The organism is Ferrovibrio sp. (assembly GCF_002796975.1).
GTDB lineage: Bacteria > Pseudomonadota > Alphaproteobacteria > Ferrovibrionales > Ferrovibrionaceae > Ferrovibrio.
Genome location: NZ_PEKV01000013.1, coordinates 75,998 through 95,584 on the forward strand (window position 1 = coordinate 75,998; position 19,587 = coordinate 95,584).

Consider the following 19,587-nt stretch of genomic DNA (forward strand, 5'->3'; position numbering starts at 1 on the left):
CGCAGTGCCAGTTCAGCGGCGAGGCCGGCTTCCCTGCCGTCGGCCGCAGCAAAAAACAGCGGCAGCCGGCGGATCACCCCATCGGTATCTTCAAAGGCATTCAGCGGCCGGATATGGGCGGCACCGCCGACGGCGATCTGCTGCGCGGCATGCGGCAGGATCGGATACGCCGAATGCTGCACCTTGCCGAGCACCAGCTTGCCGGCGCGGGCGGCATTGCGTAGCGCAATCAGGTAATCGCGTTCGTAGCCGCGCTGCAGATTATCGAGCGAGGTGGAATAGACGACGTCGAGGCCGATCACCGCCGCCTCGGCCGCCACCGCGTTCAGCACCGGCGCGAGCAGCGGCGTCCAGCCGGCCTGCGGCATCTCGCTGAAGGGCGGGCGGCGATAGGTTTCCTCGTCGATCGCCACCACGGCGACGCGGCTGGCCGGNNTCAGCAGCCGGGCCGCTCGCGAAGCCGATGGCCGCGGCGAGCGCGAGCGCGCCGACGACCGCAAGGTCGCGCAGTTTCGCCCCAGTCAGGCCCACGGCGTCATAACTTCAGAAGCGCACCAGACGCAGCAGCAGCGGTCCGCCGCCCTCACCAGCATCCAGCGAGATATGGAAGATCGCGGACTTGCCGTTCAGTTCGGCGCGGTAATAGCCGCCAGCATCGAGCTTCTTGCCGGTCTTGCCATAATCGAACAGCTTGCCGCTGACCTGGAAGATCTGCACCGTCTCGGCCACATCGAGCCGCTCTATGGTGAGCTGGCCCGCCCTGGTGACCTGGAAGACCGGCGCGGTATACATCAGCACGGCGCTGGGCTGCGGAATTTCCGCGCGCTTGCGGCCGCTGCCCGGCTGGCCGCGGAACACCATGGCCGCGCTCTTGCCGGACTGGCCCTGCGCCAGCTGGTTGGCGGCGGCGCATTTGAGCTGTTCATGCTGCAGCTTCGCGCCCGTCACCTTCGAACCGGTCGCGCCGATGGTGACCGTACCGGCTCCGGTGATGGTCTCGCGCGTGCAGGAATTCATATAGCCGAGCACCAGCTTCGCGCCGGCCGGCAGCGTGACGGTCTTGCCCGGACTGAGGAAGTCGAACACCTCGACGCCGGACACCGTGCCCGACAGATCCTCGACGACGGCAGTCTGCTGCGCCTGCGCACCACTCGTGACGAACAACAGGCCGGCCGCGAAGACGAGCGCCGCAACCAGCATCATGGCCTTGAAAATCCGAATCATTCCTACCCCCGCTGCCTTGATGGCAGTCTAGCACAGCGCAGTGGCGATGACAGGGATCGTCATTGCGTCGTCGTGTCGCCACCATCCTGGCCGAGGCGTTCCAGTTCGGCTGTGACGGCGGCTGCGACGGCGGCGAATTCGATCCCCAGGTAATGATGCAGGCCGGCCGAAACCAGCGGTTGCCCGGAATAGGTCGGACGGGCGGCCAGGCGGCCGTCGCGCACGGCGGCAGCCACCACCGTATCCTCGGCCAGGAAACGGTCGATCAGGCCGCCGCTGAAAGCCTGCAGCATCTCGGCCTGGCTGGGATAGCCGTGTCCGTCACCCTTGGTCTGGGCCTGCTGCTCCTGCCAGACCACGCCGAGCACGAAGCCGACCGGACCCGCGGCGGCCTGCGCCGGGCTGCGCGCCCAGAGCCGGCCGGTCATCTTCACGATCGGCGGCGACACCCTTACGAACGGCCGGCTGTAGTCGGCCTCGACAACGGGCAGCCGCATCAGCTCGCCCTGTACCTCGCCGGCATTGAAGGCCACCACGCCGCGCCGGCCCGGCAGGCCGACAAAGGCCACGTCCGGACAGCCGATGCGGGCATAGAGCGCTTTCAGGTCGTCGGCCTGGCGCCGCAGGGCTGCATCGTTGTCGATGTAGGCGATCTTCTGCGGACATTGCAGCGGCTCGGCCGCCCATGCTGACTCAAAGATGGCCGGCAGCGAAAGCAGCAACAGAACCGTAAAAAGGCAAAACCGCACTGCCCGCTCCACACACCTGATGGCTGCATTCCGACATAGCTCGCGAACCAAGGCAACAAAAAGAAAAACCCCGGCGGATCGCTCCGCCGGGGTTTCTGACTTCAAGCGATGAGGCGCAGCTTATTCGCTGGTCTCGTCGTCCTTCTTCTTGCGCATGGCGGCGCCCAGGATGTCGCCGAGCGACGCGCCTGAGTCGGTGGAACCGAACTGTTCCATCGCCTTGCGATCTTCTTCCATTTCCAGCGCCTTGACCGACAGGGTCAGCTTGCGCGCCTTGCCGTCGATGGTGACGATCTTGGCGTCCAGCTTGTCGCCGACCGAGAAACGNNGCGGTCACCGTGCAGGTGACGACGCTGCCCTTCTTCAGGTCACCGAGCGACTGGAACGGATCGTTGCCCAGCTGCTTGATGCCGAGCGAGATGCGCTCCTTCTCGACGTCGATGTCGAGAACCTGAGCCTGCACCACCTGGCCCTTCTGGTATTCGGCAATGGCCTGCTCGCCCGGCTTGTTCCAGTCGAGATCCGACAGATGGACCATGCCGTCGACGCCGCCATCGAGACCGATGAAGAGGCCGAATTCGGTGATGTTCTTGATCTCGCCTTCGATGTTCGAACCGACCGGATGCTTCTCGGCGAAGGCATCCCACGGGTTCGACATGCACTGCTTCAGGCCGAGGCTGATGCGGCGCTTGGCCGGATCGACTTCCAGCACCATCACTTCGACTTCCTGCGAGGTCGAAACGATCTTGCCCGGATGGACGTTCTTCTTGGTCCAGCTCATCTCGGACACGTGCACGAGACCTTCCACACCCGGCTCCAGCTCCACGAAGGCGCCGTAGTCGGTGATGTTGGTGACGCGGCCCATGAAGCGGGCGGTGACCGGATACTTGGACTTCACGCCCTCCCACGGATCGGCTTCCAGCTGCTTCATGCCGAGGCTGATGCGCTGGGTTTCCGGGTTCACGCGGATGACCTGGACCTTCACGGTCTGGCCGATCGAGAGAACCTCGGAGGGATGGTTCACGCGGCGCCAGGCGATGTCGGTGACATGCAACAGGCCGTCGACGCCGCCAAGATCAACGAACGCACCGTAATCGGTGATGTTCTTGACCACGCCGTCGAGGATCTGGCCTTCCTTGAGGTTGGACACCAGCTCGCTGCGGGCTTCGGCGCGGCTCTCTTCGAGCACGGCGCGACGCGAGACAACGATGTTGCCGCGGCGACGATCCATCTTGAGGATCTGGAAGGCGGTCGGCTGGCCCATGAGCGGACCGATGTCGCGCACCGGGCGCACATCGACCTGGCTGCCCGGCAGGAAGGCGACGGCACCCGACAGGTCGACGGTGAAACCGCCCTTGACCTTGCCGAAGATGACGCCTTCGACGCGCTGGTTGGCGTTGAAGCTCTGCTCCAGCTTTTCCCAGGCTTCTTCACGGCGGGCCTTGTCGCGGCTGATCACCGCTTCGCCCATGGCATTCTCGATCCGGTCGAGGAAGACCTCGACCACGTCGCCCACCTTGATCTCGGCGGCACGGCCCGGACCGGCAAATTCCTTGACCGGCACGCGGCCTTCGCACTTCAGACCGACATCGATGAGCGCGAAATCATTCTCGATCGCCACCACGATGCCCTTCACCACTGAGCCTTCCATGGCGGAAGACGAGGTGAACGACTCTTCGAGCAGGGCGGCAAAATTCTCGTTGTCCGCGGAATACTGTTCCGCAGCCTTAACGGCAGGACGCTTGGCCATATTGTCTCCTAGAGAGCCCCGAGGGTTGGTGGCCTGCCGGCGCTCATCTGGAGCAGCCGAGGGGCATGCAGGCATCCGGCGCGACGCGAAAGACCGGAGGGTTGGTTTACGGGCCTGAAACCGGCGTCAGGGCTTCAGGGTGGCGGTGATGATATCCACCGCCGCAGTAACGGCGGCTTCTATAGCCAAATCCGAGGTATCCAGCAAGTGCGCATCGTCGGCGGGTTTGAGCGGCGCGGTGCTGCGGGCGCGGTCCTGTTCGTCGCGGCGACGCAGATCGTCCAGCACGCGCTCGAAGGTCACGCTTTCTCCCTTGTCCATCAACTCCTTATGCCGGCGGCCGGCGCGTACCTCGTCCCGGGCCGTCACAAACAGCTTCACGGCCGCATCCGGGCAAACGACAGTGCCGATATCGCGACCGTCCAGCACGGCGCCCGGTTTGCCGCCCGGCGGCCGGTGGGCGAAGCGCTGCTGGTAGTCCAGCAGGGCCGCCCGGACGCCGGGCACGACCGCGACCTTGGAGGCCGCCAGGCCGACCGCCTCGCTGCGCAGGTCGGGCGCCGCCAGATCGGAATCTGCCAGCGATTCCGCCATCCTGGCGGCAAAATCCGCATCGGCCGGGTCGCCGCCGGCGCGCAGGACCTTGGCCCCTACCGCCCGATAGAGCGAGCCGGTGTCGAGATAGGCATAGCCATATTTGTCGGCCAGCCGGCGGGCCAGCGTGCCCTTGCCGGCCGCCACGGGGCCATCGACGGCGATCACAACGGAAGCGGTCATGGCCGTGTTGGTAGACAGACGGCTGGGCCATCGCAAGCTTCGGGCCGCCAGTTATGGCCTGTTTCGTCCTGTTGGGGAGCCAGTTCCGTCCTGTTTCGGGCCAGTTAGAGCCAGTTCTGTCCTGTTTGGACCAGTTAGAGCCAGTTCCGCCCTGTTAGTGACAGGTGAGAATAACACGAAATCAATATGTTACTGAGAATATCAAGGGCTTAGCGGCGTTACACGCCCGCAGCGTCGGGTTTTCAGCTTCACGATGTTCAACAGCAGCCAGGCCACCGCGCCCTCAACAGGAGGCAGCCCGTTAAGAACAATACACGAACATGGCCAAAATTTCCAGCGCCAATTTCCAGCTGGGCGCCCGCTCCTGTCGGCCGGCATGTCGGAATCGGCCATACTCCAGCGTCCTTGCATTGAACAGGAAGCCGCACCGATGCTTTACGCCATCCTTTGCTACAACGACGAAGCCACCGTGGAAGCCTGGCCCAAGGCCAAGGACGATGCGGTGATCGCCAAGCGGCGGATCGTGACCGACAAACTGGCCGAACAGGGCAAACTCGGCCCGATCCTGCGGCTGATGAACACCACGGCGGCCACCACGGTGCGCTATGGCGCCGAGCCGGTGGTGATCGACGGACCGTTTGCCGAAACCAAGGAACAGCTGCTCGGCCTCTATGTGATCGACGTCGCCTCGCTGGAAGAGGCCGTCGAGGTTGCGCGCGGCATGGCCGGCAGGAACGGCGATGGCGGCAGCGGCGCTTTCGAAATCCGGCCGCTGCGCGCCTTCATCCCCGACACGGTGAAACGGGAGACCATGATTTCGTGACCACTGACCTGACCTGGATCGACACTGCTCTGAAATCCGCCCGCCCGCAGGCCGTCGCCGCATTGCTGCGCTATTTCCGCGGCGATCTGGATCGTGCGGAGGAAGCGTTCCAGGAAGCCTGCCTGCGCGCGCTGCAGAACTGGCCTGAGAAAGGCCCGCCGCGCGACCCGGCTGCGTGGCTGATCTTCGTCGGGCGCAACTCAGGCATCGACGATGCGCGTCGCAAGCAGAAGCATGTCGCGCTGCCGGAAGACGACAGCCTGACCGATGGGGAGGATGTGCAGGACGACATGGCCGAGCGACTGGATGGCGCGCAGTATCGCGACGATATCCTGCGGCTCTTGTTCATCTGCTGCCATCCCGACCTGCCGAACACGCAGCAGATCGCGCTGGCCCTGCGTATCGTGTCGGGTCTGACCGTGGCCGAGATCGCCAGCGCGTTTCTGGTGAGCGAGAGCGCGATGGAGCAGCGCATCACGCGGGCCAAGCGCCGCATCGGCGAAGCCGGCACCGAGTTTGCCACGCCGGGGGCGGCCGATCGCACCGAGCGGCTCGGCGTGGTGGCGGCGATGCTGTACCTTCTGTTCAACGAAGGCTATTCGGCCAGCGGCGGCGAAGCCCATATCCGCCAGCCGCTCTGCAATGAGGCGATCCGCCTCGCCCGCCTGCTGCTGCGGCTATTCCCGTCCGAAGCCGAAGTGATGGGGCTCACCGCGCTGATGCTGCTGCAGCATGCGCGTGCCGCCGCGCGGCTGGATGAGCATGGCGAAATCATCCTGCTGGAAGACCAGGATCGCAGCCGCTGGGATGCCGAGCTGATCCATGAAGGCCTGGCGCTGCTCGACAAGGCGCTGCGCCACAAACAGCCCGGCCCGATGCAGGTGCAGGCCGCCATTGCCGCTTTGCATGCACGCGCGGCAAAGCCGGAAGACACCGACTGGCCGCAGATCGTGCAACTCTACACGACGCTGGAACGCATGCAGCCCTCGCCCGTCATCGCACTCAACCGCGCAGTGGCCGTGTCGAAAGCTGAAAGCCCGGAGGCCGCGCTCGACATGATCGAGCCGCTGGGCCCGGCGCTGGCGAATTACTTCTATTTCTTCGGCGTGAAGGGCGCGCTGCTGCAGCAGATCGGCCGCGACGACGAGGCCCGCGTGGCCTTCGACCGCGCGATTGCGCTGGCGCGCACCCCCGCCGAAGCCGCCCATATCCGCCGGCATCTGGATCAGCTGTCGAAAACAGCCTGAATCCGGCTACCTGAAAAAAAATTCCGACCCACTGTCGGATCGCCCTTCCCGAACCCGTCCTTGCGGTATCAACCCCGGAAAGGACCAACCCGATGAACGCCATGACCAACACCAGCAAAGCCACCCGCGAACTGTCGCTGACGCGCGAGATCGATGCTCCGCCTGCCCTGGTCTTCCGGGCCTGGACCGAACATCTGGCGGAATGGTTTGCGCCGAAGCCGCTGAGCATTACCGACACCGAGATCGACTTCCGCGCCGGCGGCCGCTTCAAATTCACCATGAAGGATCCGAGCAGCAGCGCCGAATATCCCTGCGACGGCGTGTTCCTCGAAGTGGTGCCGAACCAGCGCATCGTCTCTACCGACGCCTTTACACCCGGCTGGCAGCCGACCGAGAAGGCCTTCATGGTGGCGATCACCACCTTTGAGGATCTCGGCAACGGCAGGACGCGCTACACGGCGCGCGCCCGCCACTGGTCGGATGAAGACCTCAAGGCGCATGAACAGATGGGCTTTCACGAAGGCTGGGGCCAGGTCGCCGACCAGATGATCGAAGTGGTGGCACGGCTGAAGAAGCAGGGCTGACGTCTCATATAAAAAGCTGGGTTCCCGCCTTCGCGGGAACGACGAAATATAGCATCGTCGCTCCCGCGAAGGCGGGAGCCCAGTCTTTTCAGCCCGTCCGCAGCATTCGGGGAATATTCCTCAAGCCCCATGGGCGCGTTTCTCATTTGCCCATGTCGCGGACAACCGGCTAAGTCTGCGGCATGGAATGGGCTTGGATACCGATCACCATCTGGGCGGCGGCCTGCCAGACGCTGCGCACCGGCCTGCAGAAGCAACTGAAGGGCCGGCTGAGCACCAATGGCGCCAGCTTCGTGCGCTTCGCCTATGGCCTGCCACTGGCATTGGCCTATCTGGGCGCCTGCCTGTATTTCACCGGCAAGTCCATACCGGCCGGCCATGCCGAATTCTATTTCTGGACCGCGGTGGGCGGCGTGGCGCAGATCCTCGCCACCAATCTCCTCATTCTCGCGCTCTCCATGCGCAACTTCGTGGTGGCGACGGCCTATTCAAAAACCGAAGCCCTGCAGGCCGCCGCCTTCGGCATGCTGATCCTGGCCGAACCGGTGAGCATGGCCGGTGTATCTGCCATCGTGATCGGCACCATCGGCGTGCTGCTGATCTCGCTGAAGGGCAGCGATAATGCGCTCAAATCCTTCCTGTTCGGCTGGATGGAAAAATCCGCACTGATCGGCATCGGCTCGGGCGCGCTGTTCGCGGTCTCCGCCATCGGTTTCCGCGCCGCCTCGCTGTCGCTGGGCGAAGAGTTCCTGCCGCTCGCCGCAGCCACGACGCTGGTACATGCCATCGTTCTTCAGATCACCCTGATGCTGGTCTACCTGCTGTGGCGCGAGCCCGGCGAGATCGGCCGCGTGATCGCCGCCTGGCGGCCCGGCCTGGTGGTCGGCTTCGCTTCGGCGGCCGGGTCGGCCGGCTGGTTCACCGCCATGGCGCTGATGACCGCGGCCTATGTGCGCATGCTGGGCATGAGCGAGATGATCTTCACCTTCCTGATGTCGTATCTGGTGTTCCGCGAGAAGCCGTCGCGCACCGAGATCATCGGCGTGGTGGTGCTGCTGGCCGGCATCCTGCTTGGCCTCGCCGTCCGCAAATAGCCTCTTGCCATGCACCGGAACGCTCACCACATTAGTGGCATGAGCGATGTGACCGACAATACCGCCCACAACCAATATGAACTGTCCATCGAAGGCGAAATCGTGTTCGCGCGCTATCGCCGCCAACCAAATGCGCAGGGGGGCGATACCGTCGCGATCCTGCATGTGGAAGCGCCGGTTGCCCTGCGCGGCACCGGAGCCTCTGGACGATTGATGCAGGGCATCATCGAACTTGCACGTGCGAAGAACGAGAAGCTGGTGCCGCTCTGCTCTTACGCCGCCGCCTGGATGAAGCGGCATCCTGAGACGGCGGATCTGCTGGCATAGAAATTAAATCGTCGTCCCCGCGAAAGCGGGGACCCAGTATGTCGATGAAGGGCTGGGTTCCCGCCTTCGCGGGAACGACGAGGTAAAACAAAAAAGGGCGGCCTTTCAGCCGCCCTTTGTCGTTTGATCCGACGTGCGATCTCAGGTCACCGCCAGCTTGATCACGAACAGGATCGCCAGGATGCCCATTACCGGATGCACGTCCTTGACGCGGCCGGCGAGAACCTTGCCGACCACATAGGCGATGAAGCCCAGTGCAATGCCGGTGGCGATCGAGAAGGTCAGCGGCATGGCGATCATGGTGACGACCGCCGGCGCATATTCCGTCACGTCCTCCCAGTCGACGCGCGTCATGCTGCCGGCCATCACGCAGGCGACGAACAGCAGGGCCGGTGCAGTGGCAAAGGCCGGAATGCTGGTGGCCAGCGGCGCGAAGAAAATCGCCAGCAGGAACAGCACGGCGACGACCACCGCAGTCAACCCGGTGCGGCCACCGGCGCGGATGCCGGCCGCCGACTCGATGTAGCTGGTCACCGTCGAGGTGCCGAGCGCCGCGCCGACCATGCAGGAGATCGAGTCGGTGATAAACGCAGGCCCGATCCGCTTCAGCTTGCCGTCCTTGTCCATCATGCCCGCCGCCGGTGCGATCGAGATCAGCGTGCCGGTATTGTCGAACAGGTCGACCATGAAGAAGGCGAAGACAATGGAAACCAGACCGACCGACAGCGCACCCATGATGTCGAGCTGCAGGAAGGTCGGTGCCAGGCTCGGCGGCGCCGAGACGATGCCGTTGAACTTCGACAGGCCGAGCGCGATGCCAAGCACGGTGATCACCAGGATCGAAACCATGATCGCACCGGGGATCTTCCGGTAATCCATCGCCAGGATCAGCACAAAGCCGAGGCAGGCGAGCAGCACGCCCGGCGAACCCATCTTGCCGAGGCCGACCAGCGTGGCCGGATGATCGACCACGATGCCGGCGCCTTTCAGCGCGATGATGGCCAGGAACAGGCCGATGCCCGCGCCGATCGCCATCTTCTGCGACATCGGAATCGCATTCACGATCTTTTCGCGAATGGGCAGGATCGAGATGATCAGGAACAGCACGCCCGACAGGAACACAGCGCCGAGCGCCACCTGCCAGGTATGGCCCATGCCGAGCACGACGCCGTAGGAGAAATAGGCATTCAGGCCCATGCCTGGCGCCAGTGCGACGGGATACTTGGCCCACAGGCCCATCATCCCGCTGGCAAAGGCCGCGCCGAGACAGGTGGCGACGAAGGCCGCACCGCGATCGACGCCCGCTTCGGACATGATCAGCGGGTTGACGAAGATGATGTAGGCCATGGTGAGGAAGGTGGTGAGACCGGCGAGCAGCTCGACCCTCACCGTCGTCCCGTGTTCCGACAGTTTGAAATATTGCTCAAGCATGGTGGTTCCCCGCAATGCACGGCGGTCGTACCCCCCGGTACGATGTCACCGCCGAATCGTGACTGTGACTTTAGTATGAAATGATGAAACCGACACGCCCTGTTTGCGGTCCAGCTCAGCCACCGAGTCGGACCTGCAGATAGGCGTGCAGCATCTGCGCCAGTTCGGCCAATGCCGCCTCGCGACCCGGCAGGGTGACATCGGCCTGCATGGCGGCGGCAGATTTCATCATCTGCAGAACCGCAGCAGCCGCAGCGGCCAGTTCGGCTGCCGGCAGATGCGGTGCGCGGCGCTGCAGGATGGCGGCCACCTGCTGGCGCATGGCCTTGCGGATCGTCGCGATCACCGCCGGATCGATATTGCCGCTGTCGAGCAGGGCGACGAAACCGGGATTGGCGCTGCGCGTCGCCACCAGGGCATTGCACAAGGCGCGCGCCAGTTCGGGCAGCGGCTGTGTCGCCGCCTGCGCCGCGATGGCGTCGAGATGCGCATGCACGACATTCATATGCTGCTCCAGCAGCGCATCGGCCAGCGCCGCCTTGGTCGGGAAGAACTGATACAGCGAGCCGATAGAAGCGCCGGCACGTGCGGCGATCTCGGTCATGGTGGCGGCATCGAAACCCTTGTCGGCAAACACCACCGCGCCGGCGGCCAGGAGCGTGGCGACGCGTTCGCGCCCGCGCCGGCGCGACGGCGCCTTGGCTTCGGGCGCCGCCGCGAGCGGTTTGCGGGTAGCACTTGCTTTTTGTGAGGACATCCTCATATATCTCCTTTCATGAGGATAGCCTCATATAGCCGCCGCATAAAGCCTCGCCCCCTGATCCTCCGGAGACCCTCATGGACAAACTCGATCCCCGCAGCACCGCGCTGGTGCTGATCGACCTGCAGAAAGGCATCATGCCGCTGGCGCGCGGCCCCCATACGGTGGACACCGTGCTGCAGAATGCCGCCGCCCTGACACAGCGCGCCCGCGGCCTGAACATGCCGGTGGTGCTGGTGCGCGTGGGCTGGTCGGCCGGTTATGGCGACATGCCGCGTCAACCGGTGGACCTGCCGATTGCGGCGCCGCCGGATGCGTTGCCGGATTCGTGGTTCGAACTGGCGCCGGAACTTGATGCACAGCCCGCCGACATCCTGATCCTGAAGCGACAGTGGAACGCTTTCCACGGCACGGAGCTGGACCTGCAGCTCCGCCGGCGCGGCGTCGTCACGATGATACTGGGCGGAATTTCGACCAATCTCGGCGTCGAATCGACGGCGCGGGCGGGCTGGGAACACGGCTACAACGTCGTGCTGGCCGAGGATGCCTGCAGCGCTGTGCATGGCGACGCGGCGCATCGCTTCTCGATCGAGACGATCATGCCGCGCGTCAGCCGCGTGCGCCGCAGCCGGGACATTCTTTCGGCATTGGCGGCCTAGCCTGGGCTGCCGCCCCCTGTCTGCGGCCTCGCAACAGCGGCAGCGGACGGCGCGCGGCGGTGCAAATTGGTATAATCAATTGATCTGCCATCACAAATCCATGGCACGGCAGAACACGCCGCCGCTCCAGGACGAGCATGGCGCTCCCGCGCCGCAAGGCGGGCCGGCTGTGGATCGAATCCGCTACCCGCCGGCCCGCTTCTGTGGAATCCTTCGGTCAGGGTTAAACGCTGTTCCGTCCGTCTGAGACCGGCAGCTTCGAACCGGTCCCATCGCCGTCCAGGCCTGCCGCATGTCCATGCCGCACAGAGGAGACCGATCATGCCCAACGCATCCAATCCCTCGCCCAGTGTAACCAGCCCGACGCATAGTCCTCGCGTCGCCGCCATCGTCGGCCCCTACACGGCCGGCAAGACCAGCCTGATGGAAGCACTGCTCTTCGTCGCCGGCGCGATCCCGCGCAAAGGTTCCGTCGCCGCCGGCACATCGGTGGGCGATGCCAGCGCGGAAGCGCGCAGCCGGCAGATGACGGTTGAGCCGAATGTCGCGCATTGCCGCTTCCTCGATGAGCCCTGGATTTTCCTCGACTGCCCCGGATCGGTCGAACTGGCGCAGGAGGCGATGAGCGCGCTGATGGTGGCCGACATCGCCATCGTGGTCGCCGAACCAGATCCGGCCCGCGCCGTCACGCTGGCGCCGCTGCTGCGGTTCCTCGACGAGCGCCGCATCCCGCATGTGCTGTTCGTCAACAAGCTGGACAAGACCAGCATCCGCATGCGCGATCTTCTCTCGGCGCTGCAGCAGGTCTCCGCCAAGCCGCTGGTGCTGCGCGAGGTGCCGATCCGCGAGGGCGATGCGATCACCGGCTATGTCGATCTGGTTTCCGAACGCGCCTATCTGTGGCGCGACAACAAGGTCTCCGACCTGATCGAGATGCCCGACAGCATACGGCCGCGCGAAACCGAGGCGCGGCAACAGTTACTGGAGACCATCGCCGATTTCGATGACAGCCTGCTCGAACAGCTGCTGGAAGACCGCGTGCCGGCACCGAAGGATATCTACAGCCGCTTACGCAAGGATCTGGCCGAAGACCTGATCGTGCCGGTCTTCTTCGGCTCGGCCGAACACGGCAACGGCGTGCTGCGGCTGTGGAAGGCGTTGCGCCACGAGGCGCCGCATCATGAAGAGACGATGACGCGGCTGGATGTCGATGCCGACGATCCGAAAGCGGGCGGTGCGCTGAGCGCCACCGTGTTCAAGACCCTGCACCAGTCGCATACCGGCAAGCTGAGCCTGGCGCGGCTGTGGCGCGGACAGATTGCCGAGAATGCGCAGCTCGGCGGCCGGCGCTTGAGCGGTCTGTACCGCCTGATGGGCGGCCAGAGCGAGAAGACCGCGCAGGCACAGGCTGGCGAGATCGTCGGTCTCGGCCGGCTCGACGACATCGCCACCGGCCAGCATCTCAACGGCGAGGGCCATGGCCGCGCGATTGCCGACTGGCCGCGCCCGGCCCAGCCGGTGCATGCCATCGCGCTGCATCCGACCGACCGCAAGGATGAAGTCAAGCTGACTGCCGCTCTGCATAAGCTGTGCGAAGAAGATCCCAGCCTGATGATCGAACAGGGTGGCGGCGAGCTGCGGCTGAAGGGCCAGGGCGAAATCCACCTGAAACTCAGCCTCGACAAGCTGCAGCATCGCTTCAATGTCGGCGTGCGCAGCAGCGCGCCGCAGACCGAGTATCGCGAAACGATCCGCCATGGCGCGCACCAGCATGCCCGCTTCAAGCGGCAGTCCGGCGGCCATGGCCAGTTCGCCGATATCAAGGTGGATATCGCACCGCAGCCGCGCGGCGCCGGCTATCACTTCGTCAACCGCGTGGTCGGCGGCGCGATTCCGAAGAATTTCATCCCGGCGGTGGATGAAGGCGTGCAGGAATCGCTGGTGCGCGGGCCGCTCGGCTTCCCGGTGGTGGATGTCGCCGTCACGCTGACCGACGGGCAGTTTCATTCGGTCGACTCATCGGATCAGGCCTTCCGCACCTGCGGCGGACTGGCGATGACCGAGGGCCTGATGAAATGCGCGCCGGTGCTGCTGGAGCCGATCCAGGCCGTCACCTTCACGGTGCCGACCGAATATACCGCCAAGGTGCATGCCATCGTGTCGTCGCGGCGCGGCCAGATTCTCGGCATCAGCGCGCGCGCCGACTGGCCGGGCTGGGACGAGATCGACTGCTATCTGCCGGAGGCCGAGATGCATGATCTCGCCGTCGAACTGCGCTCGATGACCCTGGGTGTCGGCGGCTTCAGCGCGAAATTCAACCATCTGCAGGAGCTGGCGGGAAAGCTGGCCGACCGCGTGGTGGAGGATCGCCGGCGCATGCTGGCAGCAGCTTAAACGCCGGCGGGAAAATCCGCCTTCAGCCTCGCAGCCGCCGTGTCGCGGCTGCGAGGTTCATTCTGCTGCTCCCTCCTTCTGGACTGAAAACCGGGTGGCGAAGACGTCCTTGGCCGCGAACAGCCCGTTGAGCGCCGCAGGAAAGCCGGCATAAACCGCCATCTGCATGATGATTTCGGTGATTTCGTCCCTGGTCAGCCCGACATTCAGCCCCGCCTCGATATGGACTTTCAGTTGCGGGGTCGCGGTTCCCATCGCCGTCAGCGCCGCGATGGTCGCAATCTCACGGGCGCGCAGATCGAGGCCGGGGCGGCTGTATATGTCGCCAAACGAGAACTCGAATACGTAATTTGCGAAGTCGGGGGCAATGTCCGCCAGAGCGGCAATGACATTGTGGCCGGCGTCGCCGTCGATTTCAGCGAGCGCCCGCTTGCCGCGTTCGAGCCGGCTTTCGCCGATGTTCGGGGATTGATCCGTCATAATCCTTCATCCTCTGTTCCTTGCCGGCATATCCGGCAATCTTGGTGTCGAGGACGAGAAGGCAGGCTTGAAGTTTAGCCACATGCGCACGGACACGATCACGATGCTGTACGAGCAACGCGTTGCGCTCCGCCTCCGTGCCGGCGCCGCGCTCCCGCAAGGCTGCGTAACGCAGCATGTCCCGAATAGGCATCCCGGTCGTTTTGAGACGATCGAGAAATTCTATCCAGTTCAGGATTGATGCATCGTAGTCACGTCGGCCCGATGGATCCCTGTCGGCATGGGGAAGCAGCCCGATCCGCTCATAGTAACGGATCGTGTGGGCAGACAAACCCGAACGCTTCGCCAGTTCGCCAATCTTCATCAACGCCCTTCTTTCGTCACGACGCATGAAAAGCTACGGGTTAGAGCGCACTCTAAGTCAAGGGGCGTTTGTCACTTTGTCGGTCGCGGAATTGCCAAGCTTCGCGACGACAGCGGCGCGGCCTGACCGAAAGGTTCTGATCGTTTCGAACGATGACTGCTGACGGCCCGTCCACTGCTGCGACGCGGGCTTCTCGATGCACGTTCCGTTCGCGCAGCGACAGCCATCCAGTTGACCCGTATTCCAACCGGCTCAATCGCTGTCGGCCAGCGCTTTTGCAATCCCCGGCAGGAAGCTGGCCGCGTAAGTGTAGGTCGGTGCATCGCCATCGCCGCGGTCGGTCTCGAAGACCTGCAGACCGACGAACTTGTCGATCGTCAAGCCGTCGCCGGCGAGCGGGCAAAGGATGCGACGCGTCAGGCCGACCCGGCCGCTGGCGGCGCGATACCGCGTCTCGGAATAATTCGGCAGGCGGGTGTCGCGCGCCATGCGGTACAGGCTGTTGATGTATTCGGCGTATTCCTTGTTGGGATTGAGGTCGTCGATATAGCTGCCCGTCAGATCGAGGCCGGCATGTTCGATCAGCCCGCTGCCAACCAGGCGAAAACGGAAGCGTGTCGCGCCGTCGGTGACATCGACCAGCACCATGTAAGGCAGAATCTCGGGGCCGAGCTGCACCGGATCGATGGCATCGCGCGACGGCAGGAGATCCGGTGCCCCCTGTTCAGACTTTGGCCGCGCCGCGCGCCAGATCGCCAGCAGACGCGCGATGCGGCGATCCTGCAGCCAGGGCTGTGATGTCGCCGCATCGTTCATGGTGTCAGGCGGGCGGAATGGTCGCCTTGAAGGACGGCCGCGCGAACATGCGGTCGGCGAAGCTGGCCGCCTTGGCATATTGCTGGCGCCAGCCGATGCCGGCATAGCGGAAGTCCATATAGCCGAGTGCGCAGGCCAGTGTGACCGTGCCGATATCGACGCGGTCGCCCCAGCTGTCACCTTGGCCGTTGGCGATGGCATCCACTTCGGCCAGCGCGCCATGCACCTTCTTCATCTGGCCGTCGGACCAGTTGGACCAGCGCTTGTCTTCCGGGCGCAGGAAACCTTCGTAACGTGCGAGCAGTGCCGCATCGAGCAGGCCGTCGCCCAGCGCCTGCTGGCGCAAGGCGCCCCAGCGCTCGGCGCCAGATGCCGGGAAGAATTTCGGCTTGTCGTGCAGCGCGTCGAGATATTCGCAGATCACGCGGCTGTCGAAGAGATGCAGGCCGTCGTCGGTGACGAGCGTCGGCACCTTGGCGACCGGGTTGGCCTTGGCCACTTCGGGATTCTGGTCGATCGGCGTGGTCGGCGAGACCAGGCGCTCGATTTTCGCATCGAGGCCGGTTTCGATCGCGAGCACGATGACCTTGCGGACATAGGGCGAGGTCGGCGAGTAATAGAGTTTCATTGGATGGCTTCCCTGGACGGACATATGTGTTCTGACAGCGCGCCAGCCTAGCGCCCGTCCGCCGCCAAAGCCATGCGGACAATCCCCGAAATCCGGCCCGGCCATGGATACATTCCGGGGTCCATTTCGTCGCAAAAAAACGCCGGCTGACGGGAGAGCCCGCAGCCGGCGTAGAGTGTCCGTCTCGCCACCCGGGACCGAGCCTGAGCCCAGCAGCCGGGGTACTCGCAGCCCAATACGCCTCGGTATCGGATGCCGCCTGTACGAAGCAGATTTCGTGCCAGCGATTTCAGGGTGGTTTGGGCGGTTTTGCAGCGCTGATTGCCCAAGAGGCAGGCGGCAGGCCGGACGGCTGCCCAGCCGCGAGGCAGATCAGACCAGAAGATCAGACCTGGGGCAGCAGTTCGACCGCAACACCGATGCGATGCGGGCCGCCGCCCAGCACCACGCCACGCACCGGGCTGATATCGCCATAATCCCGACCGATGGCGGCCGTCACATGCTCGTCCGAGCAGATCAGGTTGTTGGTGGGATCGAGGTCGATCCAGCCATGGTCCGGCCCGCACCAGACGCTGAGCCAGGCATGGCTGGCATCGGCGCCGCGCAGTCCGCTCTCAGGATCGTCGCCCGCCCTGAAGGTGCGGATATAACCCGAGACATAGCGTGCAGCGAGGCCCAGGCCGCGCAGCATGGCAATCTGCAGATGCGCGAAATCCTGGCAGACGCCGGCGCGTTTCTGCATCACGGCGGCAACCGGGGTGAAGATTTCGGTGGCTGCCGGATCGTAACGAAAGTCGGCGAAGATGCGCTGCGTCAGATCGCGCGCCGCCGCCAGCACCGGACGGCCGGCGATGAAACTCTGCAGCGCATACTGGATCGCCTCATCGCTCGGCTGGGCAAACGGTGAGTCGTGCACGAATTCGCTCTCGGTGACGGCCGCCGGGAAACCATCGCCGGCCAGTGCGTCGCGGATCGATTCCCATTCAGGTGTGGTTGATGCCTCCGGGGGCGTGAAGGCATCGACCTCGATCTCGGCACGCAGTTCGACATCGAAACGCGTATGCGATTCCTCCAGGGTCAGGCAGCTGACGCGATTGCCGAAATGATCGCGCTGCTCGGATATGGGGCCGGCCGTGGGGCTGGTGCTGACATGGCTGCTTTTCACGCGCTGCCGCGGCAGGTCGGGCAAAGCCAGATGCAGCATGTGATGCGAGATATCGACCGCCCAGGAATAGCTGTAGGAGGTGGTATGGCGCAGGCGGTATTTCATTACGACCCGAAGCCGAAGGCGCGCGCCACCTGCACATGACTGAAATAGGTGCGCGACAGCTGGTCGGAAATATCCATCAGCGCATCGCCGGCTGCATCCAGGCTGCCGCGCAGCCGGGCCGCCAGCTGGATCATCTCCTCGCGCTTGATCTCCTCGCGGTCGAGCAGCCCGACCAGATCGGCAAACGGCCGCGCCAGCGCGAGGCAGTCGGCACCGCGCGGCGGCGCCTCGGAATTCGGCAGCGCATCGAGATGCTGCGCCATCGCATTGAGCTGGAAGGTCAGCGCATGCGGATTGCTGCCATCGAGCAGCAGCAGGTCGAACACGGCCGCCGCCTGCAGCGAGGCGCGATAGCGGCGGCGGTAAGTCAGCGTGGAATCGCTCACCTCCAGCGCAATGCGGAAGGCGCTGTCGCTGTTGGCGCCGAGCACCGTCGTCGCCGCCGAGACGCTGCGGGTGATGAAGACGGCGCGTTCGAGCCGGCGGCCGAAATCGATGAAGCGCCAGCCCGAGCCGCGCGTCATATGCTCGGCCAGCATGCCGGCAATCGCCGCCGTGGCGCGGATCATCTGGTCGCAGAATTCCAGCATGGCGTCGGCGTCGCCGGTGGCCGATGGCCGGCTCTGGCGCAACTCACCCAGCAGATGGTTGAACATGCGCCACATATCGGCCGAGAAGCGATGGCGCGACACCGCCGCCAGCCGCTCGATACCGTCCAGCGTCTGGCCCAGAAGCTGCCCCGACGTGCAGGCGCGTGTGATCGCACTGGCAAAGACCGCGCTGTCCGGCGGCGCACCGGCGGCGCGCTGATCGAGGATGCCGCAGCGCGCCAACGCCCGGGCCAGCACTGCCATTTCGACAAGATCGCGTGCCGAGGCGAATTCGCCGACCAGCCGCGACAGCACGGCGCGCAAAAGCCGTGCGCCATCGTCCAGCCGTTCGACGCTGCGGCCGAGCCAGAACAGATCGTCGGCGACGCGGCTTTGCAATGTACCGGACGACCGGCGCAGGGTGAGGCGCTGGCGCGTGGAACTGCCGCGGATCACGGTGGGCGACTGGTCTTTCGCCACCACCCAGACATCCTTGTTGATGCCGCCGCGCTGCAGGGTCGCGCCGAAAGGATCGTTGCGCGCCGGCACGCGGGCCAGCCCGCCCGGCATCACCACATAACCGTCGCCATCGGCAACCAGCTGCACGCGCAGCAAGATCGGCTGTGGCTCAAGGCCATTCGGACCGAGGCCCGGCGAAACGGATGGCACGATACATTCCTGCGCCACATAGTCCGCCGGATGCGCCTTGATCTGCGCCAGCAGGCTGGCGCGTTCCGCGTCGGGCAATGCTGCGACGGCGACCGGGCGATCGGTCAGGCCATAGGCGCTGCGCACCACCATTTTCTCGAAATTCTGCTCGACCTCGTTCAGCGCATAAGACTGGCCACACCACCAGGTGGCAATCGACGGCATCGCCAGCTCTTCGCCCAGCAGATGCTGCGACAGGTTCGGCAGGAAGGCCTGCAGAGCCGGTGCGCCGGCCAGACCGCTGCCGATGGCATTGCAGACCGCGACCTGATTGTCGCGTGCCGCCTGCATCAGGCCCACAACTCCTAAGGTAGAGTCCGCGCGCAGTTCCAGCGGATCGCACCATTCGCCATCGAGGCGGCGCATGATAACATCGACCGGTTCGAGTCCGGCGAGCGTCTTCAGGAAGATGCGGCCCTCGCGCATGGTGAGGTCGGCACCCTCCACCAGCGTGGCACCGAGTTCGCGTGCCAGATAGATATGCTCGAAATAGGCTTCGTTATACGGGCCCGGGGTGAGCAACACGACGCGCGGATTGTCGGGTGCGGCGCCATTGGCCAGCTTCGGCGCGCGATTGGCGAGGTCGGCCTGCCAGTATTCGAAATAGGCATTCAGCGCGCGCACGCGGCATTGCCGCAGTGCCTGGCCCAGCAGGCGCGACATCACGCGGCGGTTCTGTAACGCATAGCCCGCACCGGCCGGCGCCTGCGTACGGTCGGCGATCACGCGCCAGATGCCGTCGGGGCCGCGCACCAGTTCGGCGGCATAATGCTGCAGCATCCGGCCGCCCTGCGGATGACCTTCGGGGCGGCGGGCGGCGCGCAGGAAATCGCGATGGCCATAGACCAGCGCCGGCGGGATGCGATGATCGCGCAGCAGGTCCATCGGGCCATAGATATCGCGCAGCACGGC

19 protein-coding genes and 1 pseudogene are annotated in these 19,587 nt (G+C 64.8%); 7 read left to right on the forward strand and 13 right to left on the reverse strand.

Annotation, left to right across the window (positions count from 1 at the left end):
* The 5 genes and pseudogenes from CTR53_RS15775 to cmk form a co-directional block, all read right to left on the reverse strand.
* The coding region (locus CTR53_RS15775) for a CHASE2 domain-containing protein (protein WP_290815437.1) at positions 1-416 on the reverse strand (416 nt) is incomplete at its 3' end.
* Between the two features lie 127 nt (positions 417-543).
* On the reverse strand, positions 544-1,224 hold the full coding sequence (locus CTR53_RS15780) for a hypothetical protein (protein WP_290815440.1): 681 nt from the start codon (positions 1,222-1,224) through the stop codon (positions 544-546).
* A gap of 59 nt (positions 1,225-1,283) precedes the next feature.
* The gene (locus CTR53_RS15785; RefSeq protein WP_290815443.1) at positions 1,284-1,973 is read right to left on the reverse strand and encodes a hypothetical protein; all 690 of its coding nucleotides are present in this window, start codon (positions 1,971-1,973) and stop codon (positions 1,284-1,286) included.
* Positions 1,974-2,093: 120 nt separating this feature from the next.
* Positions 2,094-3,723 (reverse strand): annotated as a pseudogene (rpsA, locus tag CTR53_RS15790) (30S ribosomal protein S1).
* A 126-nt stretch (positions 3,724-3,849) separates the two neighbouring features.
* Complete coding sequence (gene cmk, locus CTR53_RS15795) at positions 3,850-4,500, reverse strand: (d)CMP kinase (RefSeq protein ID WP_290815446.1); 651 nt, start codon at positions 4,498-4,500, stop codon at positions 3,850-3,852.
* Between the two features lie 430 nt (positions 4,501-4,930).
* On the opposite strand from cmk, the gene CTR53_RS15800 reads away from it, so the two are divergent.
* The 5 genes from CTR53_RS15800 to CTR53_RS15820 all read left to right on the forward strand — a co-directional run bounded on the left by CTR53_RS15800 (position 4,931) and on the right by CTR53_RS15820 (position 8,575).
* Positions 4,931-5,323, forward strand: a complete 393-nt coding sequence (locus CTR53_RS15800) for a YciI family protein (protein ID WP_290815449.1) — start codon at positions 4,931-4,933, stop codon at positions 5,321-5,323.
* The gene (locus CTR53_RS15805; protein ID WP_290815452.1) at positions 5,320-6,570 is read left to right on the forward strand and encodes an RNA polymerase sigma factor; all 1,251 of its coding nucleotides are present in this window, start codon (positions 5,320-5,322) and stop codon (positions 6,568-6,570) included. The genes CTR53_RS15800 and CTR53_RS15805 overlap by 4 nt, the downstream gene beginning before the upstream one ends.
* 101 nt (positions 6,571-6,671) lie before the next feature.
* On the forward strand, positions 6,672-7,154 hold the full coding sequence (locus CTR53_RS15810) for an SRPBCC family protein (RefSeq protein WP_290815455.1): 483 nt from the start codon (positions 6,672-6,674) through the stop codon (positions 7,152-7,154).
* A 182-nt stretch (positions 7,155-7,336) separates the two neighbouring features.
* A complete protein-coding gene (locus tag CTR53_RS15815; RefSeq protein ID WP_290815458.1) occupies positions 7,337-8,248 on the forward strand; it encodes a DMT family transporter in 912 nt (303 codons plus the stop codon).
* 39 nt (positions 8,249-8,287) lie between these two features.
* The gene (locus CTR53_RS15820; protein WP_290815461.1) at positions 8,288-8,575 is read left to right on the forward strand and encodes a GNAT family N-acetyltransferase; all 288 of its coding nucleotides are present in this window, start codon (positions 8,288-8,290) and stop codon (positions 8,573-8,575) included.
* 141 nt (positions 8,576-8,716) lie between these two features.
* On the opposite strand, the gene CTR53_RS15825 is transcribed toward CTR53_RS15820, so the two are convergent.
* Positions 8,717-10,006, reverse strand: coding sequence for an NCS2 family permease (locus CTR53_RS15825; protein ID WP_290815464.1), 1,290 nt, complete (start codon positions 10,004-10,006; stop codon positions 8,717-8,719).
* Between the two features lie 115 nt (positions 10,007-10,121).
* Positions 10,122-10,763 (reverse strand): TetR/AcrR family transcriptional regulator, encoded by a 642-nt coding sequence (locus CTR53_RS15830; protein WP_290815466.1) that lies wholly within the window; start codon positions 10,761-10,763, stop codon positions 10,122-10,124.
* A gap of 80 nt (positions 10,764-10,843) precedes the next feature.
* Between CTR53_RS15830 and CTR53_RS15835 the strand changes: the two genes are divergently transcribed.
* Entirely contained in the window at positions 10,844-11,425 is a 582-nt protein-coding gene (locus CTR53_RS15835; RefSeq protein ID WP_290815469.1) for a hydrolase, read from the forward strand.
* 321 nt (positions 11,426-11,746) lie between these two features.
* Entirely contained in the window at positions 11,747-13,819 is a 2,073-nt protein-coding gene (locus CTR53_RS15840) for an elongation factor G (RefSeq protein WP_290815472.1), read from the forward strand.
* A 57-nt stretch (positions 13,820-13,876) separates the two neighbouring features.
* Here CTR53_RS15840 and CTR53_RS15845 read toward each other — a convergent pair whose 3' ends face one another.
* From CTR53_RS15845 to CTR53_RS15870, 6 genes are all read right to left on the reverse strand, one after another.
* Positions 13,877-14,299: a carboxymuconolactone decarboxylase family protein gene (locus tag CTR53_RS15845; RefSeq protein WP_290815475.1), complete on the reverse strand. Its 423-nt coding sequence runs from the start codon at positions 14,297-14,299 to the stop codon at positions 13,877-13,879.
* Positions 14,235-14,690 carry a MerR family transcriptional regulator gene (locus tag CTR53_RS15850; RefSeq protein ID WP_290815478.1) on the reverse strand — a complete coding sequence of 152 codons (456 nt, stop codon included), beginning with the start codon at positions 14,688-14,690 and terminating at the stop codon, positions 14,235-14,237. The genes CTR53_RS15845 and CTR53_RS15850 overlap by 65 nt, the downstream gene beginning before the upstream one ends.
* 225 nt (positions 14,691-14,915) lie before the next feature.
* Positions 14,916-15,479, reverse strand: a complete 564-nt coding sequence (locus tag CTR53_RS15855) for a PAS domain-containing protein (protein WP_290815481.1) — start codon at positions 15,477-15,479, stop codon at positions 14,916-14,918.
* Between the two features lie 4 nt (positions 15,480-15,483).
* On the reverse strand, positions 15,484-16,107 hold the full coding sequence (locus CTR53_RS15860; RefSeq protein ID WP_290815483.1) for a glutathione S-transferase family protein: 624 nt from the start codon (positions 16,105-16,107) through the stop codon (positions 15,484-15,486).
* Between the two features lie 385 nt (positions 16,108-16,492).
* Positions 16,493-17,377: a transglutaminase family protein gene (locus CTR53_RS15865; protein ID WP_290815486.1), complete on the reverse strand. Its 885-nt coding sequence runs from the start codon at positions 17,375-17,377 to the stop codon at positions 16,493-16,495.
* Positions 17,377-19,584 carry a circularly permuted type 2 ATP-grasp protein gene (locus CTR53_RS15870; RefSeq protein ID WP_290815490.1) on the reverse strand — a complete coding sequence of 736 codons (2,208 nt, stop codon included), beginning with the start codon at positions 19,582-19,584 and terminating at the stop codon, positions 17,377-17,379. Before CTR53_RS15870 ends, CTR53_RS15865 begins: the two co-directional genes overlap by 1 nt.
* Between the last annotated feature and the right edge of the window lie 3 nt (positions 19,585-19,587).

What these genes read in the sequence shown, in the direction of transcription:
- CTR53_RS15780 (WP_290815440.1), bottom strand. Translation starts at nt 1,224, where the DNA reads ATGATTCGGATTTTCAAGGCCATGATGCTGGTTGCGGCGCTCGTCTTC.
- cmk (WP_290815446.1), bottom strand. Translation starts at nt 4,500, where the DNA reads ATGACCGCTTCCGTTGTGATCGCCGTCGATGGCCCCGTGGCGGCCGGC.
- CTR53_RS15800 (WP_290815449.1), top strand. Translation starts at nt 4,931, where the DNA reads ATGCTTTACGCCATCCTTTGCTACAACGACGAAGCCACCGTGGAAGCC.
- CTR53_RS15810 (WP_290815455.1), top strand. Translation starts at nt 6,672, where the DNA reads ATGACCAACACCAGCAAAGCCACCCGCGAACTGTCGCTGACGCGCGAG.
- CTR53_RS15815 (WP_290815458.1), top strand. Translation starts at nt 7,337, where the DNA reads ATGGAATGGGCTTGGATACCGATCACCATCTGGGCGGCGGCCTGCCAG.
- CTR53_RS15820 (WP_290815461.1), top strand. Translation starts at nt 8,288, where the DNA reads ATGAGCGATGTGACCGACAATACCGCCCACAACCAATATGAACTGTCC.
- CTR53_RS15825 (WP_290815464.1), bottom strand. Translation starts at nt 10,006, where the DNA reads ATGCTTGAGCAATATTTCAAACTGTCGGAACACGGGACGACGGTGAGG.
- CTR53_RS15830 (WP_290815466.1), bottom strand. Translation starts at nt 10,763, where the DNA reads ATGTCCTCACAAAAAGCAAGTGCTACCCGCAAACCGCTCGCGGCGGCG.
- CTR53_RS15835 (WP_290815469.1), top strand. Translation starts at nt 10,844, where the DNA reads ATGGACAAACTCGATCCCCGCAGCACCGCGCTGGTGCTGATCGACCTG.
- CTR53_RS15840 (WP_290815472.1), top strand. Translation starts at nt 11,747, where the DNA reads ATGCCCAACGCATCCAATCCCTCGCCCAGTGTAACCAGCCCGACGCAT.
- CTR53_RS15845 (WP_290815475.1), bottom strand. Translation starts at nt 14,299, where the DNA reads ATGACGGATCAATCCCCGAACATCGGCGAAAGCCGGCTCGAACGCGGC.
- CTR53_RS15850 (WP_290815478.1), bottom strand. Translation starts at nt 14,690, where the DNA reads ATGCGTCGTGACGAAAGAAGGGCGTTGATGAAGATTGGCGAACTGGCG.
- CTR53_RS15855 (WP_290815481.1), bottom strand. Translation starts at nt 15,479, where the DNA reads ATGAACGATGCGGCGACATCACAGCCCTGGCTGCAGGATCGCCGCATC.
- CTR53_RS15860 (WP_290815483.1), bottom strand. Translation starts at nt 16,107, where the DNA reads ATGAAACTCTATTACTCGCCGACCTCGCCCTATGTCCGCAAGGTCATC.
- CTR53_RS15865 (WP_290815486.1), bottom strand. Translation starts at nt 17,377, where the DNA reads ATGAAATACCGCCTGCGCCATACCACCTCCTACAGCTATTCCTGGGCG.